The organism is Saccharothrix espanaensis DSM 44229 (genome assembly GCF_000328705.1).
Taxonomy (GTDB): Bacteria; Actinomycetota; Actinomycetes; order Mycobacteriales; family Pseudonocardiaceae; genus Actinosynnema; species Actinosynnema espanaense.
Map to the genome: position 1 here is coordinate 6,247,499 of NC_019673.1, position 19,880 is coordinate 6,267,378.

Annotated in this window: 8 protein-coding genes; 4 read left to right on the forward strand and 4 right to left on the reverse strand. The window is 70.3% G+C overall.

The genetic code is table 11. From position 1 onward, the window contains the following. Positions 1 to 60: 60 nt before the first annotated feature. On the reverse strand, positions 61 to 2,793 hold the full coding sequence (locus BN6_RS27000) for a helix-turn-helix transcriptional regulator (protein WP_041318272.1): 2,733 nt from the start codon (positions 2,791 to 2,793) through the stop codon (positions 61 to 63). A gap of 112 nt (positions 2,794 to 2,905) precedes the next feature. Between BN6_RS27000 and BN6_RS27005 the strand changes: the two genes are divergently transcribed. Then, positions 2,906 to 3,865 (forward strand): AraC-like ligand-binding domain-containing protein, encoded by a 960-nt coding sequence (locus BN6_RS27005; protein WP_015102968.1) that lies wholly within the window; start codon positions 2,906 to 2,908, stop codon positions 3,863 to 3,865. Between the two features lie 703 nt (positions 3,866 to 4,568). Further along, positions 4,569 to 7,274 carry an IPT/TIG domain-containing protein gene (locus tag BN6_RS42485; RefSeq protein WP_158509442.1) on the forward strand — a complete coding sequence of 902 codons (2,706 nt, stop codon included), beginning with the start codon at positions 4,569 to 4,571 and terminating at the stop codon, positions 7,272 to 7,274. Between the two features lie 334 nt (positions 7,275 to 7,608). On the opposite strand, the gene BN6_RS27015 is transcribed toward BN6_RS42485, so the two are convergent. Genes BN6_RS27015 through BN6_RS27025 form a run of 3 tightly spaced genes read right to left on the reverse strand, consistent with a single transcriptional unit; the run spans position 7,609 to position 13,992 of the window. Then, complete coding sequence (locus BN6_RS27015; RefSeq protein WP_015102970.1) at positions 7,609 to 10,437, reverse strand: DEAD/DEAH box helicase; 2,829 nt, start codon at positions 10,435 to 10,437, stop codon at positions 7,609 to 7,611. Then, a complete protein-coding gene (locus BN6_RS27020; protein ID WP_015102971.1) occupies positions 10,412 to 11,734 on the reverse strand; it encodes an ATP-binding protein in 1,323 nt (440 codons plus the stop codon). Before BN6_RS27020 ends, BN6_RS27015 begins: the two co-directional genes overlap by 26 nt. Next, complete coding sequence (locus tag BN6_RS27025) at positions 11,731 to 13,992, reverse strand: tellurite resistance TerB family protein (RefSeq protein WP_015102972.1); 2,262 nt, start codon at positions 13,990 to 13,992, stop codon at positions 11,731 to 11,733. The genes BN6_RS27020 and BN6_RS27025 overlap by 4 nt, the downstream gene beginning before the upstream one ends. Before the next feature lie 311 nt (positions 13,993 to 14,303). Here BN6_RS27025 and BN6_RS27030 point away from each other — a divergent pair, with 311 nt between their 5' ends. Both BN6_RS27030 and BN6_RS27035 read left to right on the forward strand, forming a co-directional pair. Beyond that, positions 14,304 to 15,527, forward strand: a complete 1,224-nt coding sequence (locus BN6_RS27030) for a metallophosphoesterase family protein (protein WP_231905436.1) — start codon at positions 14,304 to 14,306, stop codon at positions 15,525 to 15,527. Then, a complete protein-coding gene (locus BN6_RS27035) occupies positions 15,527 to 19,180 on the forward strand; it encodes an AAA family ATPase (RefSeq protein WP_015102974.1) in 3,654 nt (1,217 codons plus the stop codon). The genes BN6_RS27030 and BN6_RS27035 overlap by 1 nt, the downstream gene beginning before the upstream one ends. Positions 19,181 to 19,880: the final 700 nt, after the last annotated feature.

The window sequence follows — 19,880 nt, forward strand, 5'->3', positions numbered from 1 at the left end:
CGATCGTCGCGGGCGGGTGCGGGCGTTCGAATCCCGTGGAACGCGTAGTCGTGACGAGGGTCAGCCGGACAACTCCCGGGCGAGCCGCCGCCGGGAGGTCACGCCGAGCTTCCGGAAGACCTTGCGCAGGTGGTAGTCGACGGTGCTGGCGCTGATGAACAGCTGGGTGGCGATCTCGGTGTTCGTCGCGCCTCCGGCCGCCAGCGTGGCGATCGCGAGTTCCCTCGGGGTCAGGCCGGGCGCGGTCCCGGTCGTGCGGCGGCGCGCGGTTCCACCGGTCGCGGCGAGTTCCTGCGCGGTCCGTGCGGCGAACCCGGAGGCACCCATCCGATCGAACAGCTCCACCGCCGTACGCAGCTGGTCACGGGCGTCGCGACGGCGGCGGCACCGGCGCAGCCACTCGCCGTAGAGCAGGTGCGCGCGTGCCAGGTCGGCGCGGGCCGGGGTGTCGGCCAGAAGCACGATCGCACGGCGGTAGAGCGGCTCGGCGCTGCCGACCGGCGCGAGCAGGGCTTGCGCGCGGGCGAGCACGCCCCGGGCCCAGACCGTGCCGGCAGCGGTCGCCCGGTCGGTCAGCTTCGCGAGCGCGGAGGCGGCGAGCACCCGGTCACCGCTGCGCACGGCGGCCTCCACCAGGTCCGGGAGCAGCCGGGAGTGCAACCCGGTCACGTCGGCGTCCGCCATCCGCTGGGCGATCGCCCGCGCCCGCGCGTAGTCGCCGCGCCCCAGGGCGAGGACCACCAGGCCGGCGCGGGAGATGGACTCCACCGAACCCGAGCCCAGCCACGTGCCGGCCGCCAACGACCGGTTCAGGACCTCCTCCAGGTCGTCGCCCTCCGCGCGCCAGCCCAGCAGCTCGGGGTGCCGGTAGACCGCCCACAGCTCGTCGGTGCCGCCGATCGCCCGCCGCACGTCGTGGCACTGGGCCAGCAGGTCGGCGGCGGCACCCAGCTCGCCGAGGTAGGCCTCGCCCATGGCGGCGCAGTACAGCGCGACGTCGAGCTGCCACAGGGCACCGGTCCGGCGGGCGATGTCGACGGCCCGGCGGACCACGGCGCGGTGCAGGTGGGCGTCCCACAGCAGCAGGCACAGCGACGCCCCGGTCAGGTACCGGCGCAGCACCTGGTCGTCGGGCGTCACCGGGTCGAGCAGCGCGGCGACTGCCTCCCGGATGTGCGGCACGGCGGGCCCGTGCCCCTCGTCGACCAGCACCACGAACGCGCGCACCAGCAGGTCGGCGGCGGTCGACGAGCCGGTGCGGGCCAGGACTCCCCTGGCCACCTTGGCGACCTCGGCGGGGGTGGTGCCGGTCAGCAGGTGTTCGGCGCGGATGGTGTGCTCGATCGTCTCCAGCACCGCCTCCCGGGCCGTCCCCGGCGCGAGCTCGGCGAACGCCAGCGCGGCCCGCAGGCACAGCGCGGCTCCCTGCGCGAAGGCTCCCTCACCGCCCAGCATCACCAACCCACCGGCCCGCACCAACAACTCCCGACCTTGACCTGAGCCCTCCATCGGCGCGGCGGTCACGGTGTCCAGCAGTGTCATCGCCTGCCACGGCGCGCCGGCGGTCAGTGCCGCCTCGGCCGCCGTGAGCAGCAGGTCGGCGCGGCGCGGACCGTCCCGGGTCAACTCGGCCGCCCTGGTCAGGAACCGGGTGCGGGCCGCGTAGCCGCCCCGCGCGCCGGCCCGGTCCGCCGAGCGGAGCAGCTCGGCGGCGACGTCGTCGTCGGGGCCCACGCACGCCGCCGCCAGGTGCCACGCCCGCCGGTCCGCGTCCGCGGGCCGGGTGGTCACGGCGGCCAGTGCGGCGTGCACCCGTCTGCGCTCCACGCCGGTCACCCCGCCATACACCGCCGAACGCACCAGCGGGTGCCGGAACGCGGCGGTGGTCCCGACAGACAGCAGCCGCGCCGCCTCGGCCGGTCCGCTCGCGCCACCGGCCAGGCCCAGCCACGCCGCCGCGTCGGCGATGTGGGCGAGGTCCCCGCCGGGCTCGGCCGCCGCGAGCAGCAGCCACCACCGGGTGGGCTCGGGCAGTGTCGCGACCCGGTGCCGGTAGTGCTCCTCCAACCGGCTGCCCACCGGCAGCGGGTCCGGCAGCGACACCCCACCGCTCAGCTGGTCCGCCGACAGCTCACGACCCAGGTCGGTCAGCGCGAGCGGGTTGCCACCGGCCGCCGCCACGATCCGCGCCGCCACCCGGCCGTCCACCGGTCCGGCCACCGACTTCAGCAGCTCGACGCCGGCGGTCTCGGGCAGCCCCGTCACGTCGATGACGGGCAGCCCCACCAACCCGGGCACCTCGCCGCGCGCGGCGAACACCAGGCCGACGCCCTCGGCGTGCAGGCGTCGCGCGACGAAGGCCAGCACGCCCGAGGACTCCTCGTCGAGCCACTGCGCGTCGTCCACGCAGCACAGCACCGGGCCGCGTTCGGCGACCCGCGCCAGCAACGTCAGCGCCGCCAGCCCCACCAGGAAACGGTCGGCGGGCGGTCCGTCGTCGAACCCGAACGCCACCCGCAGCGCGCCCCGCTGGGCGGGTGGCAGGTCGTCCACGTCGCCGTGCAGCGGGACCAGCAGCCGGTGCAGGCCCCCGAACGGGAACCCCGCCTCGGACTCCACCCCGGCCACCCTGACCACTCGCAACCCGGCTGCCGAACCCGTGACGTGGTCGAGCAGGGCCGTCTTGCCGATGCCCGGATCACCGCGCAACACCAGAACCCCGCTCAGGCCGTCGCGCAACGCCCGCACCACCCCGTCGAGCGCCGCGCACTCGGCCGCCCTGCCCCTGAGCATCGTGACCACGTCAGCACCGTAGGGAGGAAGCCGATCACCGGTGCGGGCTGTGCGTGCACGGTGGGCGGCCCACCGTGCACACTGGTCGGCAGCGCGCGCGAAGGTGGGGGTGATGGCCTACATTCTCGACACCGCCGACCTCCCGGCCCGGGATCGGGTCGAGGCGGTCCGGTCCGCGATGGCGCGCGCCTCCGCACCCTGCCAGGTCATCCACGAGAACCCGGACGACGACGTGCACGCCCGCCTCGGCGTCTGGGACCTGGGCAGCACCAACGTGTTCACCACCCACGCCACCGGGATCCGCCTGCTGCGCACCGGGAAACAGGCCAAGCAGGACGCGATGCCGGTCGTGGCCCTGTCGGTGCAGCAGCGCGCGCGAGGCCGGCACGAGCAGTTCGGGCGGCGGCGGGTCGTCGCGCCCGGCGAGCTGATGGCCGTCGACCTGTCCGCGCCCTACGACTTCTCCTGGTCCGGACCGGGAGGCGCGGGCTGTCTCCAGGTGCCCGTGGACCACCTGGGCCTGCCCGTCGACGTCGTCCGGCGCGCCATCGCCGACCTGCCGCGCAGCCCCCTGCACCGGCTCGTGACCGACCACATCGCCCACCTCGTCGCGAACGCCGACCGGCTGGCCGCCGACCCCGCCGCGCCGGCCCTCGGCGCGGCGAACGTCGAGCTGGCCCGCGCGCTCCTGCTGTCGGCCGGACAACCCGACCGGCACGGCCGCGCCGCCCTGGCCGAAACCCTGCTCACCCGCGTCCGGACGTATGTCCGCCGGCACCTGACCGACCCCGACCTGAGCCCGGCCGCGATCGCCGGGGCGCACCACATCTCGGTGCGCCACCTGTACCAACTGTGCGCGCGGGCCGGGTTCAGCCTCGAACAGTGGATCATCGAGGAACGGCTCGCCGGCGCTCACGACGAACTGGCCCGCGCCACCGACGCCCACCGGACCGTCGCGCTGACCGCCCGCCGCTGGGGGTTCGCGGACCCTGCCCACTTCACCCGCCGCTTCCGGGCCCGCTACGGCCTGACACCGGCCGAGTGGCGACGGGCCGCCCGAACCGACAGCTGACCTCCGACCGACGCTGGCGCCCACCGACCGCGGACGGCCGGCGACAGCCGCGAACGCAGGTGTCGTGGTACCGGTTTGCGCCGGTGACCGCGACGTCACGAGGTCGGCCGAGCGGGATGAACACCGCGCGGTACTCGTGGTTGTCGGCGTTCTTCACGGCCTGGGCGGGCTTGCTCCGACGCGGGCGCGCACGACTGCGACGGTCGCCGGCGGTACGGGGGTGGCCGGGGTGATCGCCCACCGCCATCAGGACGGGTACCGCACCGGACATGCCGGCTGCACCAGGTCTGATCCAGGTCGCTTGCGTTCGTGGCCGTCATGTCGACATGGGGGCCGAAGCCTGGCGGAAGGCGATTTCCGGCATACGCCGAACGTGTACCGAAGTTTTCCCGGACGGCGCAGGGGCGCACACTCACGGTTTACCTGTCCGCAGTTCTCGCAAAGCCGACCCGCAAACTTGTCGTAAATCGTCGTGGTGCCGGCCGGAATAGTAGGCTACTGGTCGCACCGGAAGATGACCTTGAGTTACGTGGCCGTGTTTGGACGCCCGCAGCCGTGGAATCATGCCTGGTCAACGCCTCGTGGGTGACGTAGAGTTGCGCCGCGCGACCAGTCGCACACCCTCCGGTTTCATTCTTTGACATTTGCGTCCCGCACGAGAACGATGTCCGCAAAAATGTATGTTGCTTTCACAGCGGCAGGGGTGTGCACTGACGTCTCCCGTTATTTTCCGATCTGCCGCGTACTTCCCGAAGAGGAATGTGAGCCTCCCATGAGTGTTGAAACCTTTCAGAGATCGCGCCGCCGCAGAGGTGGCTGGCACCGGCGGCTGGCCATGACGGCAGCGGTGTCGGTGGCGTCGGCGGGGCTGCTCGCCGTGGGCGCGCAGCCCGCCTCGGCGGCGGTCGTCACCCACCCGTTCGCCTACGTCGCCAACAGCGGCGCGAACACGGTCACCGCCTACGACGCCACGACCGCGACGGTGGCCTCGACGATCGTGGTCGGCTCCACGCCGCTGGGCCTGGTGGCCACGCCGGACGGCGCGCGGGTCTACGTCGCCAAGCTCAGCGGCGGCGTGTCGGTGATCGACACGGCCGCGGGCGCGGTCGTGGCGTCCATCGCGGTCGGTTCACAGCCCATCGGGATCGCGATCACGGTCGACGGCACGCGGATCCTGGTCGTCAACAGCGGGTCGAACTCCGTGTCGATGATCGACACGGCCACCAACGCGGTGACCGCGACCGTCACCGTCGGCGCCAACCCCACCAGCGTGGCCATCAGCCCGGACGGAGCCACCGCCTACGTCACCAACGACGCCTCGGGCACCGTCTCGGTGATCGACACCGCCACGGCGACGGTGACCGGCACGATCAACCTCGGGTTGACCCAGCCGGCCGGCGTGGCCATCACCCCCGACGGTGCCACCGTCTACGTCGCCCGGTACGGCGCCGGCACCGTGGCCGTGATCGACACCGCCACGAACGCCGTCACCGGCAGCATCACCGTCGGCGCGGTCCCGTCGGGCGTCGCGGTCAGCCCCGACGGCACCCGCGCCTACGTCGCCAACATCGGCCCCGACACGATCTCGGTGATCGACACGGCCACCGACACCGTCACCGCCACCGTTCCGGTCGGGAGCAACCCGAGCCGGGTGGCCGTCACCGACGACGGGTCCACCGTGTACGCCACCAACAACGGCGCCGGCTCGGTGGCCGCCATCAACACCGCCACCAACACCGTCACCACGACCTTCGCGGTCGGCTCCGGCCCGTTCGGCGTGACCACCGCGAACGTGGTCCAGCCGAGGGTCACCGCGATCAGCCCCACCACGGGACCGACCGCGGGCGGCACGAGCGTCACCATCACCGGCACCAGCCTGGCCGCGGCCACCGCCGTCCGGTTCGGCGCCACGCCCGCGACCTCGTTCACCGCCGTGAACGACACCACCGTCACCGCCACCGCCCCGGCCCACGCCGCCGGCCCGGTCGACGTCACCGTCACCACCCCGACCGGCGTCAGCACCACCTCGGCCGCGGACCAGTACACCTACCTCGACCCCGCCCCGGTGATCAGCGCGGTCGACCCGGCCACGGGCCCGGCGGCCGGAGGCACCCCGGTGACCATCACCGGAACCCACTTCACCGGCGCCACCGCCGTGGCCTTCGGCGGCACCCCCGCCACCTCGTTCACCGTCGTCAACGACACCTCCATCACCGCCACCGCGCCCGCGGGCACGGCCGGCACCGTCGACGTCACGGTCACCAACGCCGGCGGCACCAGCGCACCGGGCAGCGGGTACACCTACGTCGCCGCTCCCGCCGTGACCGCCCTCGACCCGACCAGCGGACCCACCGCGGGCGGCACCGCCGTCGCCATCACCGGCACCGCCCTCACCGGGACGACAGCGGTGAGATTCGACGGTGTCGACGCGACCTCGTTCACCGTCACCAGCTCCACCTCCATCACCGCAGTCGCCCCCGCCCACTCCGCCGGGACCGTCGACGTCACCGTCACCACCGTCGGCGGCACGAGCGCGGCCACCGCCTCCTCCCGCTACACCTACGCCGACGCCGACCTGTCGGTCTCGGTCACCGACTCCGCCGACCCGGTGTCCCTGGGCGGCGATCCGTACACCTACACCGTCACCGCGGCCAACGCCGGACCCAGCACCGCCACCGGCGTGACGGTGTCCACCACCCTCAGCGGCGCGTCCACGACGATCAACTCGGCGACCCCGTCCCAGGGATCGTGCACGACCGGCGCCGCCACCGTGTCCTGCACGCTCGGCACGATCGCCGGCTCCGGCTCGGCGAGCGTGACCATCTCCGTCACCCCGTCGACGTCCGGCACCGCCACCGCCACCGCCGCGGTCTCGGCCACCGAACCCGACCCCGTGCCCGCCAACAACACCGACACCGAGTCCACGACCGTCGACAACGCCCTGGGCTGCACCATCGTGGGCACCGCGGGCAACGACTCCCTCAACGGCACCAACGGCAACGACGTGATCTGCGGCCTGGGCGGCAACGACACCATCACCGGCGGCAACGGCACCGACACGATCCACGCCGGCACCGGTGACGACGTCCTGGTCGGCGGCAACGGCGCCGACACCCTCTACGGCGGCCTCGGCAACGACACCAGCAAGGGCGAGTCGCTGCTGGACAGCCTGCTGGGTCTGTTCGACAACGGCGACGACACCATCGACGGCGGCCCCGGCAACGACAACCTCGACGGCCAGAACGGCAACGACACCCTGATCGACCACGACGGCACCGACACCATGGCCGGTAGCCTCGGCAACGACACCATCGACGTCCAGGACGGCATCGGCGGCGACACCGCCAACGGCGGCCTGGGTACCGACACCTGCACCGTCGACGGAGGCGACACCACCAGCAGCTGCTGACCGACCACCTCCCCCTTCGCCGCGGGACGACCGGGCACATCCAGCCGTCCCGCGGTGACCACCGCGCCGGGTCTGGATTGCGCGGGTCTTTGGGCGGTTGCCCGCCCGGACAGTCGGCACCGGTCGACTCCACCCGCAACTCCGAACGGCTCCCTCATCACCACAGGCCCATGGTCCGCTGGTCCATGATCCGCGTCACCAGCCGCCGACTCGCCCAACACCAGTAGCTCGGAAACAGCCGCTCAGCCTCTGGGCGTTCACCCGCGCAGGATTACTCGGGGAGGCTTGGCGCGCATGAACTCGCCGGGTATCGCCGGTTCGTCTGTCTGCGGGCCTACGGAATGCTCAGCTCGGACCCGATGATGAGGTTTCGCACATCGTGGGGCGCTGTGGCCAGGTAGTGGCACAGCAGGTCCGCCGCGGCCTTGGCGTCGGCGAGTGCTCGGTGAGCCGTGACGTGAGCGGCCGGTGTGCCGATACCGGTCAGGCAGTCGTGCAGTTTGCGGCGGCCTGCCTGGTGGACGTGGTTGTCGAGTTTCATCGTGCACAGTGTCGCGCTCGGGGAGAACGGCGTGCTGGTGCGGGCGAACTCCGCGTTCAGGAAGCTCAGGTCGAACGAGGCGTTGTGGGCTACGACGACGGCGCCGTTCAACTGGGCGGCCAGGGCGGGCGCCACGTCGGCGAATACGGGTGCACCGACCAACTCCTTTTGCGTGATGCCGTGGACCTCGCTGGCCGCGAGTCGGCGTTGTGGGTCGACCAGCGAGCTCCACTCGCCGAGGACGGTGCCGTCGGGGGCTATGCGGATGACCGCGACCTCGATGATCCGGTCCTTGCGCCAAGCCGCGAAGCCGGTGGTTTCGACGTCCACGACCGCATAGGCGGTCGGGGCGGCGAAGAGAGGTGGCGGAACGGAGGGGATTCCGGTGATGAGGTCGGCGTCGTGTTCGGGCAGCCGGTCGACGAGGTTGGCCAGCGTGGAACGGGCCCCGGCCATGTCCAGGCACCCGGCGGCGTAGCCCCTGGTACGCAGTGGCTTGCCGAGATGGACGTCGTGCTTCTCGACTGCGGTGTCGGGCAGCGAGGCGGCGATGTCCTCGGCGGTGGTGTCATCCTCCAGCAACAGTTGCTGGAGGACCGCGCGCAGCTGTGCCGGTGTGCATTCGGGCACCGTGAAGGCGATGCCGTCGCGGACCGGCGACGCGCCCGCACGGGTCAGCCAGGCTGTCAGGGTGTTGAGAATCCGGTCGCCGCGCCAGGGAAAGACGATGGTGTCTTTGCCCTTGGCCAGCGCGGGCTTCTGGGCCAGGTCGAAGCGGCGGTAGGCCGCGCGTCCTTCGTCGAAGAGGCGTTGAGCGGTGGCGTCGAGGTAGCCGGGGATGTCGTCGGACTCGTACCAGGCGCGCATCCGACGGCGGACTTCGTCGTGGATCTCGGCACGGCCGCCGGCGAACCGGGGTGCCCGTCCGCCATGCGAGGGCTCCACCTGGATCAGGGCCGCCTGGTCATCGACGGAGACGATCTTCCAGCGCCTGCCCGCGAAGATGACGAGCGAACCGACTTCGGTGGGTGTGGTCACGTGCAGCACGCCGAGGGTGCGAGAGCCGTGGACCAGCCGGTACTCCTGTTTCTCCGCGAAGACAGCGTAGAACGAGTAGTGGTTGACGATCCGCTCGCCCACCCTGCCGAGCAACAGCAGACCGTCAGGTTCCTGCTGGACGAGTTCGGTTCGGCCGAGGTCGCGCAGCACGGAGGCAAAGGTGGTCTGGTCGATGTGCGCGAACGGCCCGGAGTGGCACAGCGCTTGGAACAGCTCGACCGGGTGCGCTCCCTGGTGCTGGGCGATGACGGACATGATCTGCTGGACGAGCGTGGACAGGTGCAGCGCGGACGTGTCCGCAGGCTCGTACCACCGCTCGATCAGCAGGCTCATCATCGCCACGGCCTGGAACAGTTCCGCACGCAGTTCGTCCTGGGGCGCGATGTCAGCAGTGATCTCCTGAGCGGTCACGTACATGCGCAGCACGGCCGGCTCGCCACGACGTCCAGAGCGACCGATGCGCTGGCGCAGGCTCGCCACCGAGGGTGGCGCCCCGATCTGGGCGACCGAGCTGAGAGTGCCGATGTCGATGCCCATCTCCAGCGTGGAGGTGCACAGCACGGTAACGGGCCGATTGCCCTTGAGCAGGTCTTCGACGTGCTCCCGCACGTCTTTGGCGAGGCTGCCGTGGTGGGGGAAGAACTCGTTGGGCACGGCGCGTTCCTCACTGCGGCGGCGCAGGCGGTCGGCGTACACCTCGACATCTCCGCGCCGGTCGAAGAAGACGAGGTTGTTGCCACCGCGCAGGGTGGTGAACACGTGTTCGCCGATGCGCTCGACGGAGGTACCGCCGTCGGTCTCGTCGTCCTCGATGGCGGGCGCCTCGTTGACGTACCCGCGGATTATGACGCTGGTGTCTCCGCTCTGGTGCGAGGACGTCAGGAGGTGAACGGCTTGGCCGTTGCCGGGACGCAGGTAGTCGCGCGCCGACTCCATGCTGCCCAGGGTGGCCGACAACCCGATGCGGGGAACACGACGCCGGGTCGCCAGCTCGACGCGGTGCAGCAGGGACTGGAGTTGCGCACCCCGCTCGGTGCCGGCGAACGAGTGCATCTCGTCGATCACGACCCACCGCAAGGCTCGCAGCAGCCGGCTGATCTCCATGCCGCGCAGGATGAACATGGCCTCCAGCGACTCCGGCGTGATGAGCAGGATGCCGTCGGGCTTGGTGAGGACCTTCGCCTTGGCCGAACCGGGCACGTCGCCGTGCCAGCGGTGCACCGGCAGGTCCAAGTCCTCGCACAGCTCGTCGAGTCGGCGGTGCTGGTCGTTGATCAACGCCTTGAGCGGTGACACGTAGAGCACCCGGATACCGCCGTCGTCCACCTCGTCGAGCAGGGCGGAGCAGATCGGCAGGAAAGCTGCCTCCGTCTTGCCCGACGCGGTGGCCGCGGAGACGATCACGTCCTCGGTCCCCTTGAGCACCAGGGGGATGGCTTGCTCCTGCACATCGTTGAGCCTCGGCCACCCCTGCCGGTGGATCCAGCGCTGGACCTTCTGGTGGAGGCGGAAGAACTGGGATGATCCCGGCGGGGTGTCAGAGGCGGAAGGTGGCCAGCTCATCGTCCACTCTCGACTCGTCCTGCGCTGCGGGCTCCAGCGGTGCGAGGTCGGGATTGCGCTCCGCCTCGAGCACCACCCCGCCGACGAGCGGTTCCCACGGCAGGCCCGGGTTGTGCTCCAACACGGACAACAGGTTGAGGAACTCGCGGATCGTGGTGCGGGGTGTGCGGAAATAGGCGTCGCCGATGTTCTGCGAGCAGTGGCGCATGAACGCGTGCAGCGCCGCATCGGGCACGAGGTACTGCGTCGGATCGCCCGAGGCGTGCACGTGGCGCAGCTTGGTGAGCAGGATGTAGAAGTCCTCCTGGGTGAGGTTGCCCAGCCGCAGCACCGGGCCGGAGTGGTCCACCAGGCCGTTGGCGGCGAAGGCGTTCTCCGCCAGACGAGACTGCAGCGCCTCGTAGGAGTACAGGCCGCGACGGGTGTCCATGAGGAACTCGGGCGTGCCGCCGAACAGGAAGCCGACGTGGGTGCTGATGCCCTGGAGGCTGTCGTTGACGATGCGCAGGATCTGTTCGTAGTTGGCGGAACGGGCCTGCGCGGAAGTCAGCTTGTAGAGGTTGACCATTTCGTCCAGGCAGACCAGCAGACCGGTGTAGCCGGCCATGCACACGAAGCGCGACAGCAGCTTGAGCTGGTCGTAGAAGCTCGAATCGTCCACGATCGTGCGCACGCCGAGCGCGGCTCGGGCCTCGGTCTTGGTGGTGAACTCGCCTCGCAGCCAGCGCACCGCGTCGATCTTGAGCTGTTCGTTGCCGGTGTCGTGGCCCCGCCAGTAGGCCTCCACGACGGTGCCGAAGTCGTAGCCGCCGACCAGCTCGGACAGCTCGGCCATGCGCTGCCGGATCACGTGCTCCGGTGACGTGCCCTGTTCGCGGGCGGTGGCGAGTGCCTGGGAGACGAAGCGCTCCACGATGCCCGCCAACGCGCCGCCGTCCGGCTTGGCCGAGGTGGAGGTGTTGCGGGCCAGCTCGGCGTAGAGACTCCGGGCCTGGCCGCCGGTGGCGTGCAGGCGGCGGTCGGGGGCAAGGTCGGCGTGCATGGTCACCAAGCGCTTCTTCAGCGCGGCGGCTCGGACCAAGTTCAGGAAGAACGTCTTGCCGGAGCCGTACTCCCCGATGACGAAACGGGCCGTGGAGCCGCCGTCGGCGACGCTGTCGAGGTTGCGCAGCAACGACTCGACCTCGCGTACACGCCCTACCTGGACGTGCTGCTGACCCGAACGGGGCACGACGCCCGCCCGCAGCGACTGGATGATCGCGTCGCGGTCGCGCGGCCGGATGCGTGTGTCGTTCATGCGAGCAGTTCTCCCAATGCGTAGTCGTTGATCAGGAGCCGGTCGCCGTCGTCCTCTACGACCGGTTCGTCGGCGGCGTCGACCGCCGCTTCGTTCAGCACGTCCAGCGCGCCCTCGGGCATCAGGTTGGCCTCGGCACAGAGAGCGTCGAACTCGAGACGGGTCCAGGACGGTCGCGTGGACAGTTCCCTCAACAAAGTGGAGTGGGCGGCGTCGAGAAGTCCGACGAGGTCCACCGCGACCACTGGTGCGGGTGACGGTGGCGCCGCATCTTCCGGCTCCTCGGCGAAGACTTCGGCGAGAAGGGCGGCCACAGCCGCGCTCTCCCTCATCGTCGCCTCTACCAGGGCGGGATCGAGGCGCATGACTCCGACCGGCAGGTCGGGCGTCGGCGGAGGCGGGATGAGATAGCCGGTCGGGCCGGTATCCGCGGGCATGACGACCACGGGTTCGACGGCCGGAGCGGGGCGGGTGGACGCAGAGGTGAGGGCGTGCAGTTCGGCGTACACGGCGTCCGGCTCCTGCCCCAGCAACTTGTAGATCTTGCGCAGCGTGTCGACCTCGGCGGGTGAGACGACACCGTCGGCGGCGGCGATCGCGGTCGCGAACTCGGCGACGTGGGCGCGTTGGCCATCAGTCAGCACACCCAGTCGTTTGGTGAGCCCGGTCAGCTTCAGCTTCGACGCCAGCAGCCAGTCCAAGTGGGCGGTCAGCCTGATCCGCTCCCCCGGGGTCAGGTGCAGGCTCGTCTCCAGATGGGAGACCAGGTGGTCCCGTTCGGCGGTGGACACGTCGTCGTCGGCGGCGGAGACCACGGCGGCGAGGTGCAGCAACGTCGCGGCGGCGGTGTACTCGGGCGTCGTGGTCGCGGATTGCGCAGCTGTGACGCGGAACAGCACGGCCGCTCCCGCGCTCTGCAACGGACCGCCCAGGCGCACATCGGGCTCGATGCCGATGCCGAACTTGTCCAGCAGTTGCGCCAGACCGACCGCGTCGGCCTTGGCGAACTTGCCAGGGGTGCGGGCCGGCCACAGGGAGGTCAAGTCCGCCAGCTCGAGCCGGGCCTGCCGCACGTCGTCGGGAAGGGTCCGGTCGACCAGTTCACGCAACGGGCGCAGACCGGCGAGGTCGCCAGTGAACAGCTCGTCTGGCAGGAGGGCCAGCGCGGGCAGCGTTCCCGCCGCCTCGGGTCGACGACCGATCAGACGGCTGTACGCGTCAAGGTCGTCCGTGCACGAGTCCACCAACGCCTTGAGCACCTTCGTCGGCGCGGCGGAGGTGAACACGTCCGGCACGTCCAAGTGCCACGTCGTGCTGCGGAGACCGCCGCTCGCCGGCCGGTAGGAGAAGTCCACCCGGCTCTTGAGCGAGCGGATGCGAAGGCCGTCGGGACAGCGGGCACGGTAACGAGTGGTGAACAGCGCGCGGAACTCGTCCGGGCACCGGGTCGCGGGCGTTCGCGCATAGATCTCCGGGTGCAGCATGGCCCACGACCACGCCCATTCCACAGGCAGCGGACGCCCCTCGGCGGCGAAGCGACCGAGGCCGACGCGCAAGGTGAGCGGCGGAGGCCACTTGTCGTGCTCGGCCGGGTCGGGGGCGGGGCCCACTCCCTTGCTGATCAGCGCGCGCAAGGCCTGCTGGAACTCGGTCGCGTACTGGCGGAACGACGAATTGCCGCCGTAGACGGTCAGCAGGCGCACGACCTCGCTCAGGATGCGCGGCAGGTCGGCTCGCGCGGCCGGATCCTGCTGCGCGTCGACCAGCGCACGGCGCTCCAGGCCGTAGAAGTACAGGAAGACATAGCCGATGTAGGCGTCGGCCGCCCACCGGCCGCCCTCCAGCCACAGCAGGTACGCAGCTCGGCTCCGTGGCGTGATCGAGTGGTAGGCGGGCCAGTAGTCCATCTCCTGACCCGCGAAGTCCGGCTTGCGCCAGTCGATCGGCAGTGTCGGGTCGATGACCTCGACGTTCCCGCCGGACACGACGTCGCTCCTGGTGAGCCGTCCGAAGTAGACCATCCCGGGCAGAGTCCGACCTGCCAGCGATGTCGTCGCACCGACTGGGACCCAGGAATGCCCGGACACCGCAGGACGGCGGGGCGAAGCAGGTTGCGGTGGGCGCGGATGCGGTGCGGCGACGGGCTGTGGCGGGTACGGCGCGGAAACCTGCGGTGGTACGGGCGGAAGGTATCGAGGTGGCGCGATCGCGGTGGCCCCGCCCCCGAACCTCTGCCGCAGCCGGTCGAACAGTCCCACTCGGCCCCCTCAGGTGTCGCACCGTAGCCGCGCGGACGGCCTCCAGAACGGTGACAGCGGTTACGTCGCGTCAGCTCCATTCGGCGTTAGCGCCCTAACGGGTGAACTACGTCAGTGGGATTTTCGCCTTGTCGCAGCAACCACCCACTACGCGAGGATCGCTCGCGCGGGCCGATAGATGACCGATGTAGCGCTATGGAGGACAGCCGCGATGTGCGGGCCATGGAGTTTTCGCGTGATCATCACTCGGCGCTGCTGCCCGCGGTCCGCACGTGCCGGTCGAGTGGCCGGCGGTGACCGGGGTGCGGATCGTGCACGCTGCCGACATCCACCTCGACAGTCCCCTGCGTGGGCTCAGCAGGTTCGCTGACGACGACCTCGCCCGGCGGTTGCGGTTGGCGTCGCGACGCGCGATGGAGAACCTGGTGAGGTTGGTGGTCGACAAGGGCGCCCACGCACTCGTGCTGGCCGGGGACATCTACGACGGCGACTGGCGCGACTACGCGACAGGTCAGTTCTTCGCCCGGCAGATGGACGTCTTGGACCAGCACGGGGTGCACGTCTTCATGGTCGCCGGCAACCACGACGCAGCCAGCGTCGTCACGAAAGCCCTGCCCTTGCCCGGCAACGTCACGGTCATGAGCACGGACAAGGCGGAGACGATCACCGTCGACGACCTCGGCCTGGCCGTCCACGGTCAAGGCTTCGCGTCGAAGGCCGTCGATGAGAACCTGGCGCTGTCCTACCCCGATCGCGTCGAAGGACTGGTGAACGTCGGCATCCTCCACACGGCGGTCTCGGGGGCGGAGGGGCACGCGAGGTACGCTCCGTGCTCGCCCGCGGACTTGGAGCGCAAGGACTACGAGTACTTCGCCCTTGGCCACGTACACACCCGACGAGTGGTGAACAAGGGCCACCGAGTGGCGGCGTTCTCGGGCAACTTACAAGGCAGGCACGCGAATGAGACGGGCCCGAAAGGTGCCTTGATCGTGGACTTGGCCGTTGACCAGGAGGCGGTCTTGTCCTTCGAGCCGCTCGACGTGGCCCGTTGGGAGAAGGTCGAGGTGGATGCCACCGGCTTGCGATCGATCGATGAGGTGTTCGATTCCGTCGAGCGCCGCCTGGCCGAGGCACGGACGATCACCGGCGACCGCCCGCTGCTGGCCCGCGTCACGATCACCGGTGAGACCGCCGTGGCCGGAACGTTGAGCGATCGCGTCCGGTTGACCGAGACGGTGCGCTCCATCGCGGAGCGCGCCGGCGTCACCCTCGAAAAGGGCGTCTCGCAGGCGCGACCCCCACGAGCCGACGGCAACGTCGAGGACCGGTTGCTCGATGCCGTCCGCCAACGGGGCCGGGAGTTGACCGCAGACCTCGGTCTCGTCCACGAAATGGCGAAGTGGCCCGACCGTGACTTCGGCCTCGAACTGCGCCGGAGTGGCCTGCTCGACCTGCGCGACGACGACGTGCTGCGCCGAATCACCGCTACGGCCCTGGACGCCCTGGTGGCCAAGCTGTCCCCCGAGGTGAGCTGATGCGCGTGAGAACGCTCGAACTCGCCCGCTACGGGGCCTTCGAAGACAGGTCCGTCGACTTCGGCTCCGACCTGAGCCTCGTCCTCGGCGGCAACGAGACCGGCAAGACCACTACTCTGGACGCCCTGGCCGACCTGCTCTGGTCGATCCCGCTCCACTCATCGCGCAGCTTCCGCTTCAGCAGGCAAGCACTCGTGCTGCGCGCCACCCTCTTCCTGCCGGACGAGGTGGAACTGCGCGTCGAGCGCGTCGCGAGCGGCCTGAGCGACATCGCGACGGGTGCCGGGATCACGGCGGTGTGGCAGGGCGAGGGGGACGATCGCGCCCGGTGGAAAACCTCGTTCGGGCTGTCGCACGAAGCTCTGCGCGCCGGTGGGCGTGATCTGTGCCAGGCACGAGGCGACCTGGCGTCGTTGATCTTCCAGGCGCGCAGCGGGCACTCGGTCCGCGGCATACTCGAAGACCTATCGGCACGAGCCGACACGCTGTACAAGAGCCACCGCAACAACAAGAACGTCGAGGCACGCCAGGCGCTCGCCGAGTACCAGGACGCCGTGTCCGAGACAGAACAGGCGATGGCGCGCGCTCATCACGTGATGGAGGTGCGGGCGGCCGTGGAACGGGCTGCGGGTGATCTGGCCCTGCGGCGTGCCGAGGCCGACAGAGCCAGGGCCGGGCACGACACGTGGAGCGCCAAGCTCAGGGTCGTGGGCGAGGTCCGGGACCTGGCACGCACGCGAGCCCGCGCAGCAGAGCTGCGTGCCGCCGGACCATGCCTGGTGGGAGACGACCTCGCGGTGTGGGACGACGCGACCCGGCGGCTCCGGTCGCTCGACGACGACCTGGCGGACGTCGAGCGACAGAGGAAGGCGGTGGAGGAGCAGTCGGCGGCCATCACCGTCGAGCACGATGTCCTGGCCGAGCAGTCGGCGATCACCCTGCTGGTCCACGAGTGCACAGCACGGGTCGAAGGCATGGCCACCGCCGGGAAATCACTGTCCGATGCCGATCTGCTGGACACCGAGGCTCGGGCGCTGCTCTTCAGCCTCACCGGTGTCGAGAACCTGCGGGTCGAGGACGCGCTGTCCCGTCTGTGGCTCGGCGAGGATCGAATCGCCGAGTTCGACACCGTCGCGTCCCAACTCGACAACGCGAACGCGGCGTTGTCCTCCTCCGAGAAAAGGGTGGCCACCGCTCTCGACCAGGAGGCGGCCGAGAGCTGCGATTCTGCCGCAGCGCCGACAGAATCCGTCTCGGCACTGCGCGAGGCGCTCGAATCGCTGAAGGCCGCAGATTCGGCGCCGATGGCGTTCGACGAAGCACTGCACGCGGCGCACAAGGCGACGACCGAGCGCGCCGAACTGCTCAACCGAGCAGGTCTTCCGGTTCACGCGGACATCGGCGACGTTCCGTCGCTGGACGCGGCCAAGACCAGCGGCGACCAGCTCATCGCGTGCGAAGAAGCACTACGTACCGCGCGTTCCGGAGCGGAGCGCGCCACACACCGGGTCGGCGAGCTCGAACAAGGGTTGCGCACGAGCGCTGATCGCGACGTCCCGGACCCCGCCGCGGTCGTGAGCGCACGCGCCGAGCGGGACAGGCTCTTCGACAACGTTGTGCGGGCGTGGGTGGCGGGCATGTCCGCATCGCGCGCACCGGGCCTCCCCGTGGAGGCGGAGCGCGCCATCCGACACGCCGACTCCATGGCCGACCTGATTTCCGAGCACCGGCAGGCGGCCGCGTCACGATCGGCTCTGGTCAGCCAGCTCGCGGCGGCACGCGTCGAGTCCGGCGCCGCCGCAGCGGCGGTGGAAGCCGCAGAGTCCGCACTGGCGCTGGCACGGCAGAACTGGACAGCAGTCTGGCAGCCGACAGGTGTAACCGCTCCTCCGCCCGCCGAGGCGATCGCACACCGTGCTCTGTTGATCGACGCACTGGCCGCCGAGGGCAGGGCTCGGACGGCACGGGACCTCGGGGAGAGCCTGCGTCCCCTCGTCGAGCAGCAGCGCACCTACCTGGCAGAGTTGCTCGCACAAGCCGGACGTCCGCGTCCCGGTGCCGTTCTGGACATGCTGGTGACGGCTGCGGAGAACGTGCTCTCCGAGGACGCCGAGGCGCGAGGATCGCGTGCCGTCGCGCAGCAGATGCGGAAGCTGCGGGAGGCCGCGCAGTTTGATCGCGACCAGGCACTGGCGACTCGCGATTCGATCGAGGCGAAGTGGGTCTCCGCCTTCCTGACCGTCGGACTGCCCATCATGAGTCCGACGGGGTGGTACCGACGACGGGACGTCGTGACGCGGGCCCATGGCCTGCACGCCGACGCGAACCGCCACCGCGAAGAGGCTCACGTGCACCGCGAGCGCTACCGGCTCTTCGCCGAGGAACTCTCCCGGGTGGCCGCGCTGCTGGACGTCGACGTGGCCGCTGATCCCACCGAAACCACCGCCCTGCTGTCCGACCGCCTGCGGGCAGCGCAGCAGGCCAAGACGACATCGGAGAACTTCGAGCACCAACTGACCGCGTTGAAGGCGAGGGTCGAACACACGACACGACAGCGGGAATTCGCTTCCGAGGAGTTGGCGGTGCTCCACCACCGTGTCGGCTCTGACGACCTCGACCACGCTGCAGGACGAGGACGCCTCCTCGTGGACCACGAAGAACGGGCTGCGAAGCACACCGAGGTGATCAGGGCGGCGCTGCCGGACCTCGACATCGACCAGTTGGTGTCCGATCTGGCAGAGGTCGACACCGAGTCCGTGCGTGCCGCAGCGGAATCCGCCGAACGACTCGCCGACACGGCGACCGAAGCTCGTGAGAGGACGGTCGGGGAGCACGCTCGGCTGGAGCAGCAGTACCGCGAGCTGACCACGCGTCCCGGAGCAGCGGAGCTGCACGCCAAGGCCGAGGAGAAGCTGGCCGTGCTGGCCGAGCACGTCGAGGAGTACCTGGACGTCGAGATCCAGCGGACGGTTCTGCGAAGTGAACTGGAAGCTCACGAGCGCAAGCACGCCTCTCCGCTGCTCGACGCGGCGGGTCGCATCCTCGAACAGCTCACCGAGGGCCGGTACGTCGCGCTGCGTGCCCAGCACGGCAAGGACGGGCGATCGCTGCGCATCGTGGGAGCCGACGAACACGCGCACGCACCTGATGAGCTGTCCGAGGGAACCGCGGACCAGGCGTTTCTCGCATTGCGGCTCGCGGGCATCGCGTCCCTCCAGGAGAGCCGTGTGGCCCGCGGATTGCCCACGCTGCCTGTCGTTCTGGACGACGTGCTGATGACGTTCGACGACGCGCGTGCCGCTGCCGCTCTCCGGGTCATGGCCGAATTGGCCAAGCGCTGGCAGGTCATCGTGCTGAGCCACCACACCCACATCAGTCAGCTGGCGGCGGGGTTGGGTCTCGACAACGTGACCGTGTCGGAGCTGGTGGAGCCGGCGAAGTTGGAGCCGACACGCGGCCCCGAGGAAGTGCGCGCCGCGGTACGCGAGGGCACGGCCTTGGAGGAGGTCGCGCCGACTCAGCCCACGCGCCCCACCATCGCGCAGGACTTGACGAGCGTGCGGACATGGGCACGCCAGAACGGATTCCAGGTCAAGGAACGGGGCCGTGTGCCCCATGACGTGATCAAAGCCTACGAAGCGGCGAACGCATGAGCAGACCGAGTGAGCACCTGGATGACACCCAGCCGCGATGGGAAAGCGAAGCGCCAAGATGCACGGCGCGGTGACCTCGCCCGGCACCTGCGCGGCGACCTCGCCGCCGGACCTCCGAATCAGGCTCGCTCACTAAGATCTTCCCCACTGCGATGTCGACCCAGTTGACCGAACACCCGCCCGGCTCACGCGCCGACACCGGACTACGTCGACTCATGCGCTTGCCGTGGGGCCGGATGGAGGGCGACCACGCCGACAGTCGACTGGACGACGGCCGCTGTCTCGAACCGATTGAGGAAGGCCGACTGGTCGACCGAGGGCATCGCGGAGAAGTTGCGCCGGGACGGTGCGGCGAGGATGAGCAGCACGACCCCTGCGAGACTCAAGCCCTCGCGCTCGGGCTTCGCGCACTGACCCGCCGCACCTTCGTCACCACGGGATCTTTTCATCAACGAGTACTACAAAGCAGCTCGATCAGCAGTGATACCTTCGAGCGACACAGCCACAACCGGGACCGTGAGGTCAGCGAGCCAGGTCCCGTCCGGGGCAATTGCCAGCCGATCATGACTCACACAGCTTTCGCGAGAACGGCACAGCCGGGGGTTTCGGTGCCCATCGACCCTGGACGATCGACCCGTCAGGTCGAAACATTCACTGCACTCGCCGCGCAACCCACGACCGTCGACCCCGCCGCTCCGAC